This window comes from Vibrio sp. 99-70-13A1 (genome assembly GCF_013114625.1).
Classification (GTDB): domain Bacteria; phylum Pseudomonadota; class Gammaproteobacteria; order Enterobacterales; family Vibrionaceae; genus Vibrio.
The window spans coordinates 340,571-361,890 of record NZ_VTXD01000001.1 but is presented as its reverse complement, the minus strand read 5'-3'; the positions used below and the strand labels follow the sequence as shown (position 1 = coordinate 361,890).

Sequence of the window (21,320 nt, the reverse complement as noted above, 5' to 3'; positions counted from 1 at the left end):
ATTCCGATTCCTATCGAAACGGTATAAACTTACGACACCAATTGAGGTCAGCGATTGCTGGCCTTTTTTATTATTCAGCCACCTTATGGAAAAGGTCATATGACGACACGTTTTTTGAGATTAACCTGCATTGCTGTTACTGCGAGCTTTGCTGTAGGTTGTTCTAGTGTTCCAGAGCAAGAGCCTGAAAATACTGCAATAGAAACAATAGAAACAATAGAAACAACAGAAGCTCAAGTTGAACCTTCACACCCTAATGACCCTTTTGAAGGTTTTAACCGAGCTATGTGGGAGATTAACTATGAGTATTTGGACCCATATTTGGTTCGTCCTGTATCTCTCGCCTATGTAGATTATACGCCGGTGCCTATTCGTAGTGGTATTTCTAACTTCCTTGCAAACCTTGATGAGCCAGCAAGTATGATCAATAACTTGATCATGGGTAATGGAGAAAAAGCCGTCGATCACTTTAACCGCTTTTGGATCAACAGTTCGTTTGGTCTATTAGGTTTGATTGATGTCGCCAGTGCCGCTGGCATAACTAAGTACGATGATAAGTCATTTTCAGATGCTGTCGGTCACTATGGCGTAGGTAATGGACCTTATTTTATGGTTCCGGGATACGGACCAGTTACGACTCGTGAAGTGACAGAGCAAGTTGATGGTTTATACGCACCATTGTCCTTGATATCTTTTTGGGGAAGTTTAGGCAAATGGGCATTTGAAGGTATGGAGAAACGAGCGATGGTCGTGCCTCAAGAAGCTATCCTTTATGACTCTCCAGATCCATACGCATTGACGCGTGAAATCTACATTCAGCGTAGAGACTTCAAAGCTGAAATAGAAGTCGAAGAGTTTGATCAAGAAGAAGAAGACTTCCTTGATGATTACCTTGATGAAGAATATTAAGCTGATTGTTTGCTCTTGAAGGGTAACCACTTAAAATAAAAGAGGCTGATGAAATCATCAGCCTCTTTTTTGATCATATTAAACTTTTGATTACCTTAAACTAAGATAGCTTAGAGTTCTTATTAGAAACGGTAGTTCGCTTGAACACCTACAAGCCAAATGCTGCCTGTCACTTCACCTTCAAACGTCCCGCCAAATGGTGCTGAAGTCGCATCGTCTTCAACCATGCTTGCATCTTTCGCTAGAATGTAAGTGAAACCTGCATCTAATGAAAGTTGCTCAGACCATTGGTAACCTGCACCTACACTTAACCAAGTACGATCTGTTTCTGGAATGGTTGCAGTGCGGTGTTCGTCACTTACAGCTGAAGTGTCGTAAGCGATACCTGAACGTAACGCTAGTTTTGGTGTCATTTGGTAAGTTGTACCAATCGCAAAACGGTAGTTGTCTTCCCAGTTTTCTTGCTTTATTTCTACGCTGCTTTCACCTGGGAAATCAGCAACAAGTTTTTCAAAGCTGCTCCAATCTGTCCAGTTGATGCTGGCGTGGATAGCAACTTTCTCTGTGATCTGGTGGAAGCTTGCAATTTCAGCAGTGGCTGGCAATGCTAGGTCCATAGAACCACTTTTGTGTGCACTTGGATCGGCTTGATTGAAGCCAAGACCTTTAGCGTAGCCTTCAAGTGTTAATTCCACTTCAGACTTGTAGGCAAAACCAACACGGTGGTCATCATTTATTTGCCATGCTGTACCCACTTGCCAGCCCCAAGCCTTGTCATCACCTTCCATATATTTAAGAGGTGTACCTGCAGGTACTTGTACTAATGAATTTTCAGTTGAAACAGCACCAAAGCTACCTTCCGCTATTACATAGCGAATACCGCCACCAACAGAAACATTATCTAGTACTTGGTAAGCAGCATTAAGGTTTAGTTCCATGCTGATAACGCTAGCTTCATTACCGTGGTTTGCACCGCCAAAGTCAGTACCTAAATCAGTTTCCATTCCGTAGTTTGTGCCAGCAGCAAAACCTAATGCAAACTTATCGTTGTACTTATGAGAAACATAAAAATTTGGAATTACAGCACTGTGTGCAAAGTCACTTGAACTTGATGGTGTTGTGTTGCCCAGCATCGATGTGGATGTGCCATCAATATCGATATTTGGGTCAACATAAATTGCACCAACAGAAACTTGAGTACCTTCAAGATAAGTCAGCATTGCCGGGTTACGCCATTGCGAACCTGCATTGTCAGCCATTGCTGCTTCACCCGCATAAGCTCGACCTAAGCCGGTTGCAGAGTATTCTGCAAGTTGGAAACCAGCAGCTTGCGTCACTGTCGAAGTTGAAAGTAAACCGAATGCCACTGCGGCAGATAGGAGAGTCTTATTTGTTTTCATTATGATGTTCGCTGAACTATTAATTTTAAGTAGCGTGATTTTACGTTTAGAGTCTTTACTTTAAAAATGAAATTCGAATAAAACAGTGTTTTAACGATTAAATTATTAAATATGGGTGATTGGTAGATTATTTAACTGAATGTTTCATGAGTGTTGCAGGTTTTCAGCGTACACTTGTGCCTTAAAATGGGCTGTGCAGGCTACAGTTGTAAGCTTAAATAGTTGTTGGAAGGGGATTCTAGGCAAAGAAGAGGGCCGCAATGCGACCCTTAATGTTTATTAGCTGAAGCTTAAGTTAGAAGCTGCGGCTGTATTGTAGACCCATCAAGATTGCATCTGCGTGCGTTGTAGCACTTACAGAAGATAGCTCTACGCCTACTACTGTTGACTCATTTACTTGAACGTCATCACCTAGTAGGTATGTGAAACCAAAATCAATATTTGATTTATCGTCAATATGGTAAGTAAGACCTGCTGAGAACCATTGGCGATCTGAATCTGGTACCGAAATAGATGTTAGTTCATCTTGAGCACTTGTGTCATACATGTAACCGGTACGAAGCGTCCAAGTATTGTTTAGGTAGTAGGTACCACCAATCGCGTAGTGCCAGCCATCTTGCCATTGGTACTGTTTCACATATGAAGAACCAAGAGGCGAGCCTTGCAAGTTTTCGAAGTCGATTTGGTCAAAAGCGCCCCAACCGATCCACTGTACTGAGTAGTGTACTGCAAATTTCGTGTCTTCAATTTTATGGTAACCGGAGAATTCAGCCATATCCGGTAAAGGTAGAGTGATCTCTTGCCCTTTATCATCTTCAGCAGTTAACTCTGGGCTATAGCGGTAAGCAAAACCAAAGCGGTTATTTTCATCAAGCTCGTAAACCGTGCCTAGGTTGAAACCCACAGCCCAGCCATCAGCTTTATCAACATTGACTAGATCGATGCCAGTTACACCCGGTATAGTAGCACTTCCGGTTCTTTTCATCGTACCTTGACCATAGATAAGGTCAAGACCAGCACCGAAGCTCCACTGGTCATTTAAGCGGTAAGAACCAGCAAGACCAAAGTTAATGCTCATTACGTCTGTAAGACCACCGTATTCAGTCGCAGTATAATCGCTTTCAAACTCAGTTTTTGTACCAAAGTTTGAGTAAGCGTTCACACCCCAAGCAAACTTATCGTTTACAGGAACGATTAGGTGGATGTTTGGGGCGATAGATGTATCACCAACATCATCGGTGTCTGCTACTGAAACAGAGCCACTACCTAACGATGAATACGTAGTATCTTTAACTTCAATCATAGAAGTAATGCTTTCGAAACCCAGTGACAATTCAACACTATCAAATAGTGCCATTGCCGCTGGGTTACGAGCCATAACAGCAGCGTTATCGGCGATTACTGCATCACCAGCAAAAGCACGGCCAATACCGGTTGCTGATTGTGCGTTAAGTTGGAAGCCTGCCGCCATTGCTTGCGAAGAGGCTAGTGTAATTGTTACTGCTAAAAGAGACTTTTTAAACAGACGCGTTTGCTTAGTCATTATTATTTCCTTTTTATTCCGCCTCTAATAGGGCGATTTATTTGAGCTTTTGCTCAATATGGGGCTGATCCTAGACCGAAGTATACGATATACAAATCCGACCATTTGATATTTTGAGGGGAAAATTACGGAAGTGGCGTCTATCTGACAGGAAAATGGTGATAAATCTCGTTTTTTAGAGTTCATACTCTATTTTTAATTAGTACGATAAATGGTTTGGGTGGGTTGTATTATAAAAAACCCGGCTTCATCTTGCATAAGCCGGGTTTATAGTGCTATTTGTAGCGAAGAGCACTTAACTCATTGGTTTTATTATTTTAGCCAGCTTTTCTGCTATTTTAGATACATCTTCATCTTTCTCGCCAACTAAAATAAGGCTTGAATCATCGATAGGGGTAACAGACCCCGCCATACCTTCTTCAGTAAAATCGAGCGGTTGTTCACTCGGTATACCGGTTAGAAAGAGTGTTACTTTCCCTTTTTCACCCTGAAAAACCATGTGCATAGCGTTTGATTTACCAAATCCACAATGGTTTAGGTAATAAACGTGATATGGAAAAGCTTCATCAAATTGAAAGGCGAATGGGTTCATTTTTGTATTGATTTGCTGAGACGTAACTTGTTCGTCTAAAATACTGACAAAACTTTTTTCATTAACTACATGCTTCATGGCCGTATCAGTTAGGCTTGCTTGCGCTGGTGGTATCAAAACATTGCCCCAGTTTACTTGCCCAACCAATAAACCACACATAAACGCAACAGAAGCGGCTAATCCCATGGCTCTTTTGGCAAAGTTAGGGCGTATTACGTTGCTTTCTTCACTTGATGTTTGGTTGAAAAGAATGCGGTCGGCTAAATCGTCGGGTACATCCACTTTCATTGCGTGATGAATTTGTTTATCAAGTGATAAAACATCATCCAGAAATTTACTGTTTGTTTCATGTCCAGTCAGTGCGTCAATTATGTCTTGATCACGATGTTTAGGATCTGACAAAACGCGACGACGAAACTCTAAATCATCCATTATGTTGCCCCCTTACTTTTTCTTCGGAATCAAGCATGTCTTTCAGCTGATTACGAGCTCGGAATAAACGTGTCATTACCGTATTTTTATTAAGGTCGAGTATGTCGGCTATCTCATCACCACTGAAACCACCAATAACTTGGAGGAAAAGTGGTTCTCGGTAATCGACTTCCAGTTTCATGATCTGAGCTTGTAACCATTCGTGTTGATGGTATGGGTCATCGCTGACTTTAGCATCATTGGTGTGGTCATCTATATCAACTAGATCAAATTGTTTGCGTTCAAAGCGGCGCGCATTTTCTCTTCTCAAAATCGTAATGAGCCAAGATTTTGCGGCTTTCTCATCTTGCAGGCTATCGAGTGACTTCCATGCCCGTAAGCACGTTTCTTGTACTAAATCTTCTGCAATGCTTTTGTCTTTACATAACCAATATGCATAGCGGAATAGGTCACCGTGATAAGCACGCACAAGTGCTTCATATTTTCTTTGTTTGTCCATATCAGAGTTGACCGGGGTATTTGCCGGTTTCTTTCCGAATATTTTCATTATCGACACATGAGCCTCCATTATCGCTCTGCGGATAGATTGTTTTTTACGTATTCATGGGTTGGAAATCGTAAAATCGCAATTAAAATTGATCTACTTCAAAATCTGAGCTTTCGAACAGGCTATAGTACACCTTGTTGTCTAGTTAGTCATTTATGGCTAGCGTGTTGAGCAAGACAACACTTCCTTTTGAAGGCTGACTTTACTTTCTCCTAATCAGGAAACTGATTATTTCAATTGGCGCTTAGTTAATTGCTTTATATACATTCCGACCACACAGCTTTGTGTGGTTTTTTTTTGCCTGAATAAAATACAACCCAGTACCATTATTAATTAAGCACTATGGCTAATTAAGCACTATGACTAATTCAGTAGTATGAGCTTAGGCAAACTCCCAATCTAACGACTTTCCCTTCGTGTACTCGCATCACGTTTATTTAAACGTCCGTTTGATTTAATTAACAACTTGTTTACAATGCTTCAGGTCAGACCTCTTAAACTCAAGGAGAAACCATGGGCATACAGGAACTCAAAACTCGCTCTGGAGAGCGTGTTGCCGTAGTAGCCGGACTAAGAACCCCTTTCGCTCGTCAGAGCACCGAATTTAGCCAAGTGCCTGCGGTAGACCTAGGTAAAATGGTCGTAAGCGAAATGCTTGCACGTACTGATATTGATCCTGCACTCATTGAGCAAGTGGTCTTTGGTCAAGTTGTGCAAATGCCTGAAGCTCCCAATATTGCCCGCGAAATTGTGCTTGGCACGGGAATGAACATTCATACCGATGCTTACAGTGTGACTCGCGCATGTGCTACCAGCTTCCAAGCTGCCGTCAATGTAACGGAAAGTATCATGGCGGGTAGCATTGATGTGGGTATTGCTGGTGGGGCTGATTCTTCTTCTGTATTACCTATCGGTGTGTCTAAGAAACTTGCGGCTAATTTATTGGCTTTGAGCAAGACGAAAACTCTTGGGCAAAAACTTAAAATACTCAAAGCTCTATCTTTTAAAGATCTTATGCCCGTTCCACCTGCGGTTGCTGAATATTCGACTGGTTTGTCTATGGGGCAAACAGCCGAACAAATGGCGAAAACACATGGTATTACCCGTGAACAGCAAGATGCTTTAGCGCACCGTTCTCATACTTTAGCTTCTCAAGCTTGGAAGGAAGGTAAGATACAAGGCGAAGTGATGACGGCTTTTCCTGCACCTTTTAAAAAGTCGATATCTGAAGATAACAATATTCGCCATGATTCAACGGTTGAAGGGTATGCGAAATTGCGTCCAGCATTCGATCGCCAATATGGCAGTGTGACTGCGGCAAATGCGACTCCTTTAACTGATGGCGGTGCTGCTGTGATGTTAATGCGAGAAGGCAAAGCCAAAGAATTAGGTCTTGAAATTATGGGCTATATCCGCGGTTACGCATTTTCGGCGATTGGCGTAGAAACCGATATGTTAATGGGACCCTCTTACGCGACATCTAAAGTGCTTAAGAATACTGGCTTAGAACTCGAAGATTTAGATTTGATTGAAATGCATGAGGCATTTGCTGCTCAAGCATTAGCAAATGTGAAGATGTTCGCTTGTGATAAGTTTGCTCAAGAGCATTTAGGGCGTTCAAAAGCGATGGGCGTCATTGATATGGATAAATTCAATGTGCTTGGTGGCTCTATTGCTTATGGTCACCCATTTGCGGCAACTGGTGCGCGAATGATGACTCAAACACTGCGTGAATTGAAACGTCGCGGTGGTGGGCTTGCGCTTAATACTGCGTGTGCGGCTGGTGGCTTAGGTGCAGCTATGATCTTGGAGGTAGAATAATGTCTACGGTTATCGACTCATCAACAGAAAGTAATTCAACAACAGCGGCTCAAGTAGAAAAAGCCTTTAGCCTAACCATAGATGAACAAAACCTAGCATGGCTGGCGATTGATGTTCCCAATGAAAAAATGAATACGCTACAAGCGGCTTTTGCTGAAGAAATGCAAGTGGTTTTCGAACAGCTGAAAGAAAAGCAAAGCAGCATTAAAGGCTTGATTGTTCACTCGCTTAAACCTGACAACTTCATTGCAGGTGCTGATGTTCGCATGCTTGATGCATGCCAAACGGTTGATGAAGCTGAATCATTAGCTCGTCAAGGTCAGGATATGTTTCAAACCTTATCTGACTTACCTTACCCAGTTGTCGCTGCTATCCATGGACCATGTTTAGGTGGTGGCTTAGAGCTAGCATTGGCGTGTGATTACCGGGTTTGTAGTGATTCAGATAAAACTCGCCTTGGGTTACCTGAAGTTCAATTAGGTTTACTTCCAGGCTCTGGCGGTACTCAACGTTTACCTCGTTTGATTGGATTATTACCATCGTTAGATTTAATTCTGACGGGTAAGCAGTTACGTGCTAAGAAAGCCAAAAAATTAGGTGTGGTAGATGCGTGCGTCCCACAAACTATTTTGCTGAATGTCGCTAAAGATTTAGTCGAGAAGCATGCTTCTAAAGGTTCAGGTAAGAAGGGCGGAAAACGTATTGCTTCTAAGAGCAAAGCTTCCACGAAAGAGAAGATGATTTCTCGTAACGGTCTTGGAAGAAAAGTGATCTTTGAGCAAGCCGCGAAGAAAACGAATAAAAAGACCCGTGGTAATTACCCTGCCACTGATGCCATCTTAGATGTGATTCGTTACGGCTTAGAAAACGGTTTTGAAAAAGGCTTAAAGTACGAAGCGAAGCGATTCTCTGAATTGGTTATGACCACTGAATCTAAAGCTCTTCGCTCTATATTCTTTGCGACAACTGAAATGAAAAAAGAAAATGGGGCTGACGCGAAACCAGCTTCTGTTCAAAAAGTCGGTGTTTTAGGCGGCGGCTTAATGGGCGCGGGCATTAGCCATGTGAGCGTTGCTAAAGCGAAAGTACCAGTCCGAATTAAAGATGTTTCTAATGATGGCGTTTTGAATGCTTTAAATTACAACTTTAAGTTATTTGATAAACAACGTAAGCGTCGAATTATCAGTAAGTCAGGGTTAGAAGCGAACATGCTCCAACTTTCTGGTGGTATTGATTTTACAAGCTTTAATCATATTGATGTGGTTATCGAAGCTGTTTTTGAAGATTTGGATTTAAAGCAGTCGATGGTGGCGGATATTGAAGCGAACGCAAAAGTTAATACTATCTTTGCGACAAACACTTCTTCATTGCCGATCCATAAAATTGCAGAAAAAGCGGAACGCCCAGAAAACGTAGTAGGTCTACATTACTTCAGCCCAGCAGAAAAAATGCCTTTAGTTGAAGTTATTCCGCATGAAACTACCTCTGATGAAACCATTTCAACCGTTGTAGCATTAGCGAAGAAGCAGGGTAAAACACCGATTGTTGTTAAAGATACGGCAGGCTTTTACGTTAACCGTATTCTAGCGCCATACATGAATGAAGCTGCGCATTTGCTTCTGGCTAATGAACCTATCGAGAAACTAGACAGCGCATTGCTTGATTTTGGTTTCCCTGTTGGACCGATTACTTTGCTTGACGAAGTCGGCGTGGATATTGGCGCGAAAATCATCCCGATTCTAGTGAATGAGTTAGGTGAAAGGTTCCAAGGACCTGATGTGTTTGACGTCCTGTTAAATGATGGTCGTAAAGGCAGAAAGAGTGGAAAGGGCTTTTATACCTATAAAGGTAAAGACAAAGAAGTGGATAAATCCGTTTATAAGCTTCTGAAATTACAGCCTGAACCAAAACTGAGTGATAACGACATTTCATTGCGTTGTGTACTTCCAATGCTCAATGAGGCAGTTCGTTGTTTAGATGAAGGTATCATTCGTAGCCCTCGTGATGGGGATATTGGTGCAATCTTTGGTATTGGTTTTCCTCCATTCTTAGGTGGTCCATTCCGTTATATGGATCAAGTTGGCATCGAGTCTTTGGTTGAAATGATGAATGATTTCGCCAAGAAATATGGAGACCGATTTGCACCTTGTGATGGGTTACTCACAAGAGCCGGGCTTGGTGAGACTTTTTATAAGTAGTCATCGGATGGTAAGTGATTGACCTAGAGGTAATGTGTTAATCACTGACCACGTTGAAATACGCCAGTAAAATGAAAAAACGCTTATATACTTTTAACTAGAAAGAGTATTGTAAGCGTTTTTTATTAAATCAGATTTAAGCTGAAATGATCATCTCTGGTGAGCGAATGGTCAAACTTTACTTTTTATTTCCAGCCAGCAAGCCAGTTTTCTTGAGCTTTTAGAATCGTCCAATCAATGGCTTCTGCTCTTTTAGACATCACAGCTTCAATTAAGCAATGTACGACTTCATCTTCTTCAAATTTCACTTCAGTCACTAAAAAGTGCTTCTCTTTTTTAACTGGATTGACCGCCGTCCACTTGCTGTTTAATAGTTTCTTAGGATTGATTTGATTCATTTAAGCTCCTTATTCGCGAGTGATTAGCTTACTGGTATAAAATAGCCCAGTAGCGTAAACCGCTCGCGGATGTAACCAGCTCACTGACGTAAACTGATATTACTGGTTTTCGATGTACGTTATATACGTAGCGATTTCAGTAAGTGTTCAATTTAGGTTGCTTAAATCATGTGTTTTTAATTTACTTAACAATCAGAACTACCCTAATTCACAGTCTTTAGGGCGAAGTTGAAATTCATCAATTGATCCAATTTCCACCCCAACTGACAGAGCTTCATCTTCATTATGGGCATTACCTTGTGTGTGCATAATCAAACGGTTAGCGGTTCTGGGTTTAAGCTCGTTGACGACAAAGCGGATCATATCTGACCGTGTAAGTGTCTTTAAGTTTTCTAACACTCGTTCGCGCTGGTCAAACTCGGAGTCTTTATTGCCTATTGCCACCCATAAACGTTGAGCTCTTCCACGTAGAGTGGTGTCAGGTGTCGATATCTGGTTCCACAACCCACGTTTACTGCTGTGCCATTGATACTCGTTTAATTCCAGTAATACCATGTAAAAGGCATTAAGAAACTCATCGATTGAGCTAATTAAATCTGCCGGAGCAGCATTTGGTGACTGCACATACAGAACAATGCCAGGGTGACGGTTAAGCGGTAAATTCCCTGTCCCCACCATGTACCCAAGTTGTTGTTTGGTTCGAATTTCGTGGAAGAAAGTGGCGGACATTAAATGGTTGGCTAGGGAATAAAGCGCAATATTTTTTGACGAAGCATCAGGGCATTGGTAGTACACAACAATTGCAGAGTCATCTTGATTACATACGACTTCGCGTTGGAAACTACCATTTTCCCCGAGCATGACTAAAGGTCGTAGAGATTCTTCATAGGCTTGGTTTTGAACGCGTAGGGCGTCTTTTAGGGTAGTCGCCATATTATGTGCATCGGCTCGCTGCCAATCGCCATAGACAAACATTTCGACATGTAATTCAGCCAAGATTGCCTGAACAAATGAAGATAGTTCATCGACCTCAATGGTTTCTAACGCCTCAATGAGAACAGAATATGGAGGGTTGTTTGGTTGCAGCATACCTGTCATTGCATTAAATAGCTGAGATATAGGGCGATCTTGTGCTGAATTTCGCCAATTGCGTAATAGTTGTTGCTCGATGGTATCAAAGCGAGTTGCGCTAAAATCTCGTGCAGCAAAACGTTTTAATATCATTTCTAAAAGCTGGGGCTGTTTCTGACTGAAACCCGAAAGCGTCAGTGTTACTCCGCCTTGATGGGTATACATGTTGTATCCCATGCCTGCAATTTCTGCTTGATAGGTTTCTTTTTCCAGAGAATCGAGGAACATCTCGACACATAAGCGAGTTTTCACGATATTTCTAGGGCTAGCAACAGAGTGTGGGCTGTCGATCGCTACATAGACCACGCCTTTCGGTACTCTAAATTCGGTATCTTGTAGATGCCAAAGAGAAAACCCCTCTAACTCTTCAATTAATTCAGGCTGAGATTGACCATTTTCAATTGCTGCTGGTTCAAGGTCATAACAGATAAAAGGGTTTTTACTCGGCAGTTCAAATTTCCAGCTTGGGTTAATTTGAGAAAATTTTAACTGCTGTTCAGAGCTAAAAGCTTGCGTTGAATAAGGGGTGAAATACCACTTAGCTTCGTGGTCATACCCTGTTTCTTTATTGGGGTTAGAATCATGGGCAACCAGAGTTGATCTCAGGTTCTTTACGGTAAAGTATTGGAAAATAGAACGCTGAAGGTCATCATCGTAATGAGACATTTTATAGTCGCCATACACAACGTCATCTTCGGGGTAATGTTGCATATTCATCACTAAATGACTGGCAACATCGAGTGGGCGAGACGGTTCTTGAAAGCGAAAAGCAGATTCTAATACTGCGCGTTTTTCAAGGTAGCGCCACTCTTCCATTCCTTGTTGTTCAATTAACTTTATATATTGGAATACGGCTTGAGTAATATCATCGACTTTTGATAAACCTACAGGGGTGAGAGTAGCGCTGATATTGAAATCTCGATAGTTACTGCCACTTGCGCCACCACCTGCGGAAAGGGAGGTCACCCAACCTTTATCTTTTAGTTGCATCATTAAGCTGCCTTCGCCTTCGTAGCCAAGTAAATGCGCAAAGAAAGAAAGTGGTTTCGTGCTGTAGTGCTCATCCATGCAAGGCATAGGAAAGTTTAAAATGAGTTTCCGTATTTCTTTGACTGGCTCAACAAATACTTGAATGCCAGTGCTGCCTTCACCAGTGATAGGTTCCGAGATAGATTTATTTTCCAGTTGATGGTTACTAATTTCAGAAAATCGCGATTCAACCCAAGCCTGCATCTCATCCAGTTCTTGGTTTCCTGAAAGCGTTAGGGTCATAAGATCGGCAGAATAGTTTTGCTGGTGGAATGCTAAAATTTCTTGTCGGATTGATTGACCATCACGATCACCTAAGGTTTCGAGGTTACCTACGGAGAATTTGGCAAACGGGTGGGCTGGGTTAACAATTTCTTTGTGGACTTGATATAAGCGGCGAGAGTCGTCATTGAGCTTCATTTTGTACTCAGATTCAACGGCTTGACGTTCTTTGTCTAACGCTTCTTCATTAAACAAAGGTGCGGTGAAAAACTGAGAAAAACGGTCAAGTGCAGGTTCAAATGCATTCAAATCGACATCAAAGAAAAAACAGGTGTGTTCTGTTCCTGTCCACGCATTGTTACTGCCACCATGTTGGCTAATGTAACTTTGAAATTCCCCAACCTTCGGGTACTTTTCTGTACCTAAAAATAGCATATGCTCTAGGTAGTGTGCTAAGCCTTCTCTGTCTGCCGGATCATCGAAATGACCGACATTTACAGCCAATGCCGCCGCTGCTTTTTGCGCGTTGGGATCTCTTACCAGTAAGGTGCGTAATCCATTGGATAAGGTGAGATAGCGATATTGATGTTCATCGTTAGGGCTTAAATGCACAAGGTCTCTCCAGAGATTTTTATTCTTAAATTATGTACCTGATACAAGTGGGTGCAAATCTTGCAGTCATATTTTGAGATATAAGTGCGTTTTGAAAGTGTGGAAGCATCCTAATAATGCTTTCAATATCTTTGATCAGGTATTTATTTTCTTATTATTAAACTTCTTTTTAATAGATTGTTAAGAAAGTCGAACTCTTTGGCAAGCGACTTGATATAATTATTTATATTGATTGAAGTTTCTCAATATTGAGAGTCAAAAACGAAGTAGCGAATTCGCCTGTTATGACGATATATGAGAATGCTACATAGATAGGATAAAACATGAAAATATTCATTATGCGCCACGGTGAAGCGGAACATTTTGCGAACTCGGATGCAGAAAGAGCCCTAACTAAACGTGGCAAAAAACTGTCTTTGACCGTAGCACAAGCAGCTGCTGAGCAAGGCTATAGTCAATTTGATAAAGTGCTGGTTAGCCCATATTTGAGGGCGCAAGAAACATGGCTAGAAATTTCTCAGGTGTTTAATGCCAATAAGGTAGAAACCAGTGATGAGATCACTCCATATGGTGTGTCTGACGAAGTGTTTGATTTTACCTTAGCATTAGCTGAAGTAGAGAAGCTAGACAGCCTTTTATTTGTTTCTCATTTACCTTTGGTTGGGTATTTAACTGCAGAGTTCGCTACAGGCATGACTCCACCTATGTTTCCACCTTCAGGCATGGCTTGTATTGAATTCGATTTAGAGACTCGTAAAGGTGAATTGCTTTGGAATATTAATCCATAAGCTTCAGTTATAGTGTCTTTTGGGTTTAGGTATCTAAGTGTCGATTTGGATATCGAAGTGGACTGAATGTGGTCTGTTTTACTCTGCCTTAGCTTTAATTTGATTTAGCTTGAACCTGGCTTAGCGCTAATCAAGCTGTGGTTTTAAATGAGCCGCTTGGCTTTTATGACGATTAAACAGAAGGGGCGCATCAGTGATTGATGCGCCCCTTCTTTATTCTTTGGGTCATTGGTTTTCGTATCGGTTAACGGGCGTGAGACCTTTCGTCAGGTTACTTGTCTGGTATCGATAACAAAACCAATAATGCACCATGACCGCCAAATTCAAGAGGGGCTTGGTGGAACGCCATTACGTCAGGATGTTGCGCCAGCCATAACGGCACTTTTTGTTTCAATATGTGCTTGCCAATTCCGTGTTGAACACATGCACACGCCACACTTTCTTTTATGCAATGGGCAATCATTGCACCTAATTCACGTTTCGCTTCTTGTTGAGTCATGCCATGCATATCTAAATAAACATCTGGCACATACACACCTCGACGCAACCTTTTGACTTCATATTTAGACACATCATCACGAGCATAACGAGTTGGTCCATCATCACTTAAGTGAGGAATGAACTCATCCGAGAAATAGAATTCACTGTCACTGGCTTGTCTTGCTGTCCGAGTAATTTCTTTTTGCTTGGTATTTCTTTTTGGTTGCTGGATTATGGTATCCTGTTGCAACTTTTTAACGCCCTTTACTGCATCGTTGAATAAGGCGAAATCGTCATCAAAGTCGGTGTCTTTTTTGCTCATCAGGTTATGAATTCTAATTTGAAACGTAATTAGCAGTATTGTAGCGCTTTTCGGAGACAATTTTGGATAAGATTTTTGTAGAAGAAGCGGTATCAGAACTACACACGCTTCAAGATGTAATTCGTTGGACTGTGAGTCGCTTTAACGCTGCTGGCCTATTTTATGGTCATGGTACTGATAATGCGTGGGATGAGGCGGTACAACTTATTTTACCTACTCTTTATCTGCCGATTGATGTTCCTTCGCATGTTATGAACTCTCGCCTAACCAGCAGCGAGCGTTTACGTATTGTTGAGCGTGTTATTAAGCGTATCAATGAGCGCACTCCAACGGCTTACTTAACTAACAAAGCGTGGTTCTGTGGTCTTGAATTCTTCGTTGACGAGCGTGTACTTGTGCCTCGTTCTCCAATTGGTGAATTAATTGAAGCGCAATTCCAACCTTGGTTAACGGAAGAGCCAACACGTATTATGGATATGTGTACTGGCAGTGGCTGCATCGCAATCGCATGTGCGCATGCCTTCCCAGACGCTGAAGTTGACGCAATTGATATTTCAACAGACGCGCTACAAGTGGCTGAGCAAAACGTACAAGATCACGGTATGGAACAGCAAGTGTTCCCAATTCGCTCGGACTTGTTCCGCGATCTACCAAAAGAAAAGTACAACTTAATTGTATCTAACCCGCCTTACGTAGACGAAGAAGATATGAACAGCCTACCAGATGAGTTTACTCATGAGCCGGAGCTTGGCTTAGCGGCGGGTACTGATGGTCTTAAACTGGTTCGCCGTATTCTGTCTAATGCACCAGATTACCTAACTGACGATGGCATCCTTATCTGTGAAGTAGGTAACTCAATGGTTCATATGATGGAACAATACCCAGAAATTCCATTTACATGGATTGAGTTCTCTAATGGCGGTCATGGTGTATTCATGATCACTCGCGAGCAGTTAGTGGCTTGTGCTGATGAGTTCTCTATCTACAAAGATTAGATATCTATAGCTTTATGGCTGTAATTTCGGGCATTAAGCCGCAGAGATTTAGCAGTAGAAACGAAAGTTAATTATTAAAACGTCATGCCAATGCATGGCGTTTTTTTATGGAAGAAAGAAGTCAATGCAATTAAGGCTTACTAAATGAAAGGTTAATATTTAGTTGATCAATATGCATACTTAACACATATTGGTGTTCGATTATTGAACATTCAGTGAATCATGGAGGATTCATAATGGCTATAGAAACGTGGGTATACTATTTCCTTGCTGTGTTGGTATTAACAGCATCACCGGGCCCAAGCTCGTTATTGTGTATGACAAAAGCAGTACAATCTGGCTTTAAGCTTTCGGTATTTACTGCGTTAGGTAGCTTAACGGCTATTTCAACTATTCTAACCCTTTCATTTACTGGTTTAGGCGTGATTATCTCTTCATCAGAATTGGTGTTTAATATCATTAAATGGACGGGCGCGGCATATCTTATTTATCTTGGCTGGCAGTCTTTGCGTTCTTCTCAGCAAAGCTATGATCAACTTTCTTCCGAAGATACTCCCTCGAAAGGCACTAGCAAGCAGCATTTTCTTAGTGGTTTTATTGTTGGTGCAAGCAACCCAAAAGCGATTCTATTTTTTACCGCGTTGTTTCCTCAGTTCATCGACCCCACTTTAGCGCTAATGCCTCAATTTATTGTGTTTGCTACAACGTTTGCTGTAATGGAACTTTCATGGTTATTGCTTTATGCCTATCTAGGTGCGAAGTCTTCCAATTGGTTATTTGCACAAGGCAGAGCCAAAATCTTCAATCGAGTGACAGGTGGGGTGTTCATCAGTGCTGGTGCTTTGTTATCAACGACGAGTCGCACTTAGCTATGAAAGTGAGAAATTATTGCTAATGTGACAGAAAATTCTTGATGCTGTAATAAAAGGTTAATATTTATATGCTTGCTGGTTTGAGCGTTATGCCGATATATTATAGTTACTTACTCAATTCTCTAGGAGAGATATATGCAGCATCAAGAAATGATTCAACATAGTAATTTTGGCGTTATTAGCCGCACTTGGATTTTCGCAACTTTGTCTCTTGTAGGCATTCTGGCGTTAATGTAATCAGACATAATGTAACAACGACAATGTAATTATGATGATTTTTCGATTTATACGCGTATTACCATCTCAATTTAGTTTTTATACATTTTCCAACCTTTCTCATCGATGTGGCTTCTCTCACTAGGTTAGCCACTTCTCATTTATCTAGCCTGATTCTACTCATTTTAACCTTACCCGCTTTCACCTCGTAAATTTCACACCCAGCAGTCGGAATTAAGTTACTTCAAGCTTAACTATTTCAAGCACTATCAATTTCAAGCACTATCAATTTTAGGTTCTATCTATTTCAAGTTTAGCCTCTTTAGCGGTTTCAAGAATGACGGCTTCAATAATTGTTATTAAAATGTGATAGTCTGGCACGAATTGTTTCATCAAGAGTGTTACTCATGTCTATCTGGGATTCTATCTCTGTTAATAACCGATTCAGTGAACTTCCACGTTCCTTTTTCACTCCAGTTCAACCCACTCCACTCATCAATGTTCAATGGCTTGCTTGGAATCAAAAGTTAGCATTAGAGCTAGGCTTTCCTGAGTTTGACCCGTGTTCGGATGAGTTGCTTTCAACCCTTTCAGGCACAAGTGAACCCGCTCCATTTTTCCCACTAGCGATGAAGTACGCAGGTCATCAGTTCGGTTCTTATAACCCTGATTTAGGTGATGGAAGAGGCTTGTTATTAACACAAGTGGTTGCGAAAAGCGGTGAAACCTTCGATTTACATCTCAAAGGTGCGGGTAAAACCCCTTATTCTCGAATGGGAGATGGGCGAGCGGTGATTCGTTCAACAGTAAGAGAATATTTATGCAGCGAAGCAATGGCTGGATTGAATATCCCTACCACTCGTGCGCTAGCAATGATGAGCAGTGATACGCCTGTCTACCGTGAAAAACAGGAAAAAGGGGCGTTATTGGTTCGGGCGAGTGAGTCTCATATACGTTTTGGGCATTTCGAACACCTTTTCTATACCAATCAAATTGCCGAGCATAAGCTATTGGCAGATAAAGTTTTGGAATGGCATTTTCCTGAATGTCTTGAAGACGAAAAACCTTATGCCAGTATGTTTAATGTCATTGTCGACCGAACGGCTGAAATGGTTGCATTATGGCAAGCGAATGGCTTTGCACATGGTGTAATGAACACAGATAACATGTCTATATTAGGGCAGACTTTTGACTATGGACCATTCGCGTTTCTTGATGAGTATGACCCTCGTTTAATTTGTAATCATTCAGACTATCAAGGGCGTTATGCGTTTAATCAGCAGCCAAGAATTGGCTTGTGGAACTTGTCTGCCCTGGCACATTCATTGTCACCATTAATTGATAAAGCTGATCTTGAAGCGGCGTTAGAACAGTACGAACCACAAATGAATGGTTATTTCAGCCAGTTGATGCGTCGTAAGTTAGGGTTACTCTCTAAGCAAGAAGGTGACAGCCGCTTGTTTGAATCTATGTTCGAGTTGATGTCGCAAAACAGAGTCGATTACCCAAGGTTCTTTAGAACGCTGTCTAATTTAGATACTGTGGATTCTCAGGAAGTCATCGATCTCGTCTTAGACCGAGACGCTGCCAAAATGTGGTTGGCAAATTACTTAAAGCGTTGCGAATTAGAAGACAGTTCAACCCAAGAACGCTGTGAAGTAATGAGGACAATAAACCCTAAGTACATATTGCGTAATTATTTGGCACAGCTTTCGATTGATAAAGCTGAGCAAGGTGATACCAGTGATATTGAAGCGCTGATGGTGGTACTAGCCGATCCATACAGTGAGCACCCTGATTATGAATACCTAGCCGCGCTACCACCTGAATGGGGCAAAGGGATGGAGATCAGCTGTTCTTCTTAATCTAACTCTTGTGCGATTAGCTTATGGAACACTTTTACTTTGTTGATATCTTTTACTGCGTCGAACTCGCTATTTCGAAAGTTTTGATAATTGTGTTTAATTTTGCATCTTTTCTCAGCGAATGACGTCTTAACTAGTATAAAAGATTTTTGATTGGAGAAGACCATGTTTGCAGTAACACCTAGTGATAAGAATATCAGCGATAAATTCATTAAGCATGACAGCCAAATGCTGAATCAACTATATGGCAGTGAAGATCTGGTTCCTTACTGGATTGCCGATATGGACTTTCCTATAGCATCACCGGTTACACAAGCCATGCAGCAATTGGTAAACCGTGAAACGTACTCTTATGAATTTGATTCTAAAACGGTGTTCAACTCGATTTCAGAGTGGAATAAACAGCGTCATAATATTTCGTTGAACCCTGAACATTTTGTGCAGGTTCCTGGTGTTTTAAGTGCGATAGCTTTATTGATTCGCGATTTTACCCAAGAAGGCGAAGGTGTCTTGATACAAACGCCGGTCTACCATCAGTTCCGTCGATTGATTGAGTCGGCAGGGCGTAAAACAGTCAATAATACGTTAAAAATTGAAGACGACCGCTATGTAATGGACTTTGAGGAGTTTGAACAGCAGTTACAGAGCGGTGAGGTCAAAATGGTGCTGCTTTGTAACCCGCACAACCCAGTGGGTCGAGTGTGGACTAAAGAAGAGCTAGAGCGATTAGTATCGATAGCGAAAAAGTACCAAACACTAATCATCAGTGATGAAGTGCATGGTGACATAGTTTTTGAAGGTTCAACCTTTACTAGCATGACCACATTAGGTTATGACAACAGCTTAACTATTATCGGTTCGCCTGCTAAAAACTTTGGTTTGAATAGTATCTCAAATGGTTATATTTACAGTGACAACCAAATACTTCGTGAGAAAATAAAAACAACGGCGACTTCTATGTCAATTGACCATGGAAATGCTTTTACGACATATGCAACGATAGCGGCTTATCAACATGGTCAGCAGTGGTTTGATGAATATTTAAAGTACACTCAAAACACTCGCAACTGGATTGTTGATTTTGTCGAGAAACAGCTCCCGAAAGTAAAAGCATACACTCCTGATGGGACGAATCAGGTTTGGTTTGATTTCTCAGGGTTAGGCTTGGAGCCCGATGATTTAAAAACATTATTGACCCAGCAAGCAAAAATGGCACTGACGCCTGGAACGTGGTTCGGTGAGCCTAATGAAAACTTCTATCGAATGAACTTTGCTTCACCGTTAGAACAAATACAAACCTCTTTTACTTTGCTGGAATCTGCAATTAATAAGCTTTAAAAGGCAATATTTGAAGGCATAGTTGAGAAATAATAAGAGAGGTTAACTCGTTTATAGAGCCTCAAAGAGTTGTTGTTGACAGTAACTGTCGATATAAATCTTCTAAAGGCTCTATAAAGCTGAACCATAACAGCGTAGGATTCAGCTACTTTAGATCAAATACTAGGTTGCACTCCGGTGCATAGACAGAATAAAACATGAAACTAACAGCAAAACCAGCGGCGAATAACGCTTTACTTATTTCCATTACGACACCGGATTTTAAAGGTGACGAAGCAAAAGAGTCTCTTGCCGAACTTGCTCGCTTAGTGACAACCCTAGGGTTTAAAGTCGTCGGTACTCAATCGCAGCACCATAACTCATCTCAAAGACAGAATGTGTTGGGTGCAGGTAAGCTTGCCGAAATTGCACACCTAACCGGTTATCAAGGCTCTATTGAAGAAGCAGAAGATGAAGACTTTATTGATGAGTCGTTTGATTTTAATGCTGAAATCGATGAGCTAGATTTTGATGATCTTCCAACGGGCAACTTCCAATACGGTGCCGCTGATGTTGTGGTATTTGACTGTGATTTAAGCCCATCTCAAATGCGCACTGTTGAGGCGAGTTTGGGGGTGGAAGTATTTGACCGTACTGGCATCATCATCGAAATCTTTAGCCGTCACGCCCGTACTCGTACAGCTCGTCTGCAAGTTGATATCGCTCGTCTAAACTACTTAGTGCCACGACTTCGTGAAACGGCTGAGGGTGATAAAGAGCGTCAAATGGGTCAGGGTGCAGGTGAAACTTCACTAGAGCTAGACCGTCGTAACGTACGTGACCAAATTGCTGCGCTTAAGCGTGAGTTGGTAAGCGTACAAGATGAAATGAAGACCCGACGCACAAGACGCGCGGAGCTTTTCACTGTTGCTTTAGTTGGCTACACCAATGCCGGTAAATCTTCGATGATGCGTGCAATGACCGCAACCGAAGTGGTGGGTGAAGATAAACTGTTCGCAACACTAGATACTACGGTTCGTGCACTTCAGCCAATTACTCAACCGCGTATCTTGGTTTCAGATACCGTTGGTTTCATCAAGAAACTGCCACACGATCTGGTTGCTTCATTCCACTCAACGCTAGCAGAAGCGCATGATGCTTCACTGCTTTTGTATGTGGTTGATGCTTCTGACGTTTCATTCCGAGCTCAGCTTGATGTGGTACACGATGTATTAGCACAAGTGGGCGTTGAAGGCAGCGAAAAACTATTAGTGCTGAATAAGTGCGATAGACTGAGTGAAGAAGATCAGTTAGCGCTTATTGAAGAATTCCCAGACGCGATGCTGACGTCAACTCGTGATCCGTTAGATATCACTAAACTGCACAAATACATTGTTGGTGTTGCAGAAGAAGGCATGATCGAAGAAGAGATCACCATCCCTTATTCTGGACAAGGTATCATCGGTGAGATTCGCTCAAACATGAGTGTGGTTAAAGAAGAGTACGACTACGAATATATCAAATTAACGGTTCGTTCAAGTGCGATTGATTTAGCGCGTTTGAAAAAGCGTATGCAGAAATCTTAATCTTTTAGCTAGCTTAATAAGAATGACCAAAAGAAAAGCGACCCG

The 21,320-nt window shown here is 41.7% G+C and carries 16 protein-coding genes; 9 read left to right on the top strand and 7 right to left on the bottom strand.

Annotation, left to right across the window (positions count from 1 at the left end; translation table 11 throughout):
* Positions 1–99: 99 nt before the first annotated feature.
* Positions 100–909: an MlaA family lipoprotein gene (locus tag F0226_RS01575; RefSeq protein ID WP_171733974.1), complete on the top strand. Its 810-nt coding sequence runs from the start codon at positions 100–102 to the stop codon at positions 907–909.
* A 122-nt stretch (positions 910–1,031) separates the two neighbouring features.
* On the opposite strand, the gene F0226_RS01570 is transcribed toward F0226_RS01575, so the two are convergent.
* The 4 genes from F0226_RS01570 to F0226_RS01555 all read right to left on the bottom strand — a co-directional run bounded on the left by F0226_RS01570 (position 1,032) and on the right by F0226_RS01555 (position 5,444).
* Positions 1,032–2,309 (bottom strand): outer membrane protein transport protein, encoded by a 1,278-nt coding sequence (locus F0226_RS01570; RefSeq protein WP_171733973.1) that lies wholly within the window; start codon positions 2,307–2,309, stop codon positions 1,032–1,034.
* A gap of 295 nt (positions 2,310–2,604) precedes the next feature.
* Complete coding sequence (locus F0226_RS01565; RefSeq protein ID WP_171733972.1) at positions 2,605–3,852, bottom strand: outer membrane protein transport protein; 1,248 nt, start codon at positions 3,850–3,852, stop codon at positions 2,605–2,607.
* 295 nt (positions 3,853–4,147) lie between these two features.
* Positions 4,148–4,876, bottom strand: a complete 729-nt coding sequence (locus F0226_RS01560) for a DUF3379 domain-containing protein (RefSeq protein WP_171733971.1) — start codon at positions 4,874–4,876, stop codon at positions 4,148–4,150.
* On the bottom strand, positions 4,869–5,444 hold the full coding sequence (locus F0226_RS01555) for a sigma-70 family RNA polymerase sigma factor (protein ID WP_171733970.1): 576 nt from the start codon (positions 5,442–5,444) through the stop codon (positions 4,869–4,871). The genes F0226_RS01560 and F0226_RS01555 overlap by 8 nt, the downstream gene beginning before the upstream one ends.
* Before the next feature lie 492 nt (positions 5,445–5,936).
* Here F0226_RS01555 and fadI point away from each other — a divergent pair, with 492 nt between their 5' ends.
* Together fadI and fadJ are read left to right on the top strand one after the other, a co-directional pair.
* A complete protein-coding gene (gene fadI / locus F0226_RS01550; RefSeq protein WP_171733969.1) occupies positions 5,937–7,244 on the top strand; it encodes an acetyl-CoA C-acyltransferase FadI in 1,308 nt (435 codons plus the stop codon).
* Positions 7,244–9,442: a fatty acid oxidation complex subunit alpha FadJ gene (gene fadJ / locus F0226_RS01545; protein WP_171733968.1), complete on the top strand. Its 2,199-nt coding sequence runs from the start codon at positions 7,244–7,246 to the stop codon at positions 9,440–9,442. Before fadI ends, fadJ begins: the two co-directional genes overlap by 1 nt.
* 185 nt (positions 9,443–9,627) lie before the next feature.
* Here the strand turns inward: fadJ and F0226_RS01540 are convergent, their stop codons facing one another.
* Both F0226_RS01540 and F0226_RS01535 read right to left on the bottom strand, forming a co-directional pair.
* Positions 9,628–9,840 (bottom strand): TIGR02450 family Trp-rich protein, encoded by a 213-nt coding sequence (locus F0226_RS01540; protein ID WP_171733967.1) that lies wholly within the window; start codon positions 9,838–9,840, stop codon positions 9,628–9,630.
* Between the two features lie 198 nt (positions 9,841–10,038).
* A complete protein-coding gene (locus F0226_RS01535) occupies positions 10,039–12,834 on the bottom strand; it encodes an insulinase family protein (RefSeq protein ID WP_171733966.1) in 2,796 nt (931 codons plus the stop codon).
* A gap of 323 nt (positions 12,835–13,157) precedes the next feature.
* Between F0226_RS01535 and sixA the strand changes: the two genes are divergently transcribed.
* Positions 13,158–13,622 carry a phosphohistidine phosphatase SixA gene (gene sixA / locus F0226_RS01530; RefSeq protein WP_171733965.1) on the top strand — a complete coding sequence of 155 codons (465 nt, stop codon included), beginning with the start codon at positions 13,158–13,160 and terminating at the stop codon, positions 13,620–13,622.
* A gap of 271 nt (positions 13,623–13,893) precedes the next feature.
* Here sixA and smrB read toward each other — a convergent pair whose 3' ends face one another.
* A complete protein-coding gene (gene smrB / locus F0226_RS01525) occupies positions 13,894–14,424 on the bottom strand; it encodes an endonuclease SmrB (RefSeq protein WP_137372343.1) in 531 nt (176 codons plus the stop codon).
* Positions 14,425–14,486: 62 nt separating this feature from the next.
* Here smrB and prmB point away from each other — a divergent pair, with 62 nt between their 5' ends.
* The 5 genes from prmB (at position 14,487) to hflX (ending at position 21,275) form a co-directional block, all read left to right on the top strand.
* Entirely contained in the window at positions 14,487–15,419 is a 933-nt protein-coding gene (gene prmB / locus F0226_RS01520) for a 50S ribosomal protein L3 N(5)-glutamine methyltransferase (protein WP_171733964.1), read from the top strand.
* 236 nt (positions 15,420–15,655) lie between these two features.
* Positions 15,656–16,288: a LysE family translocator gene (locus F0226_RS01515; RefSeq protein WP_171733963.1), complete on the top strand. Its 633-nt coding sequence runs from the start codon at positions 15,656–15,658 to the stop codon at positions 16,286–16,288.
* 626 nt (positions 16,289–16,914) lie between these two features.
* Positions 16,915–18,372 (top strand): YdiU family protein, encoded by a 1,458-nt coding sequence (locus F0226_RS01510; protein ID WP_171733962.1) that lies wholly within the window; start codon positions 16,915–16,917, stop codon positions 18,370–18,372.
* 165 nt (positions 18,373–18,537) lie between these two features.
* Positions 18,538–19,710 carry a PatB family C-S lyase gene (locus F0226_RS01505; protein ID WP_171733961.1) on the top strand — a complete coding sequence of 391 codons (1,173 nt, stop codon included), beginning with the start codon at positions 18,538–18,540 and terminating at the stop codon, positions 19,708–19,710.
* A 197-nt stretch (positions 19,711–19,907) separates the two neighbouring features.
* Complete coding sequence (gene hflX / locus F0226_RS01500; RefSeq protein ID WP_171733960.1) at positions 19,908–21,275, top strand: GTPase HflX; 1,368 nt, start codon at positions 19,908–19,910, stop codon at positions 21,273–21,275.
* Positions 21,276–21,320 lie beyond the last annotated feature (45 nt).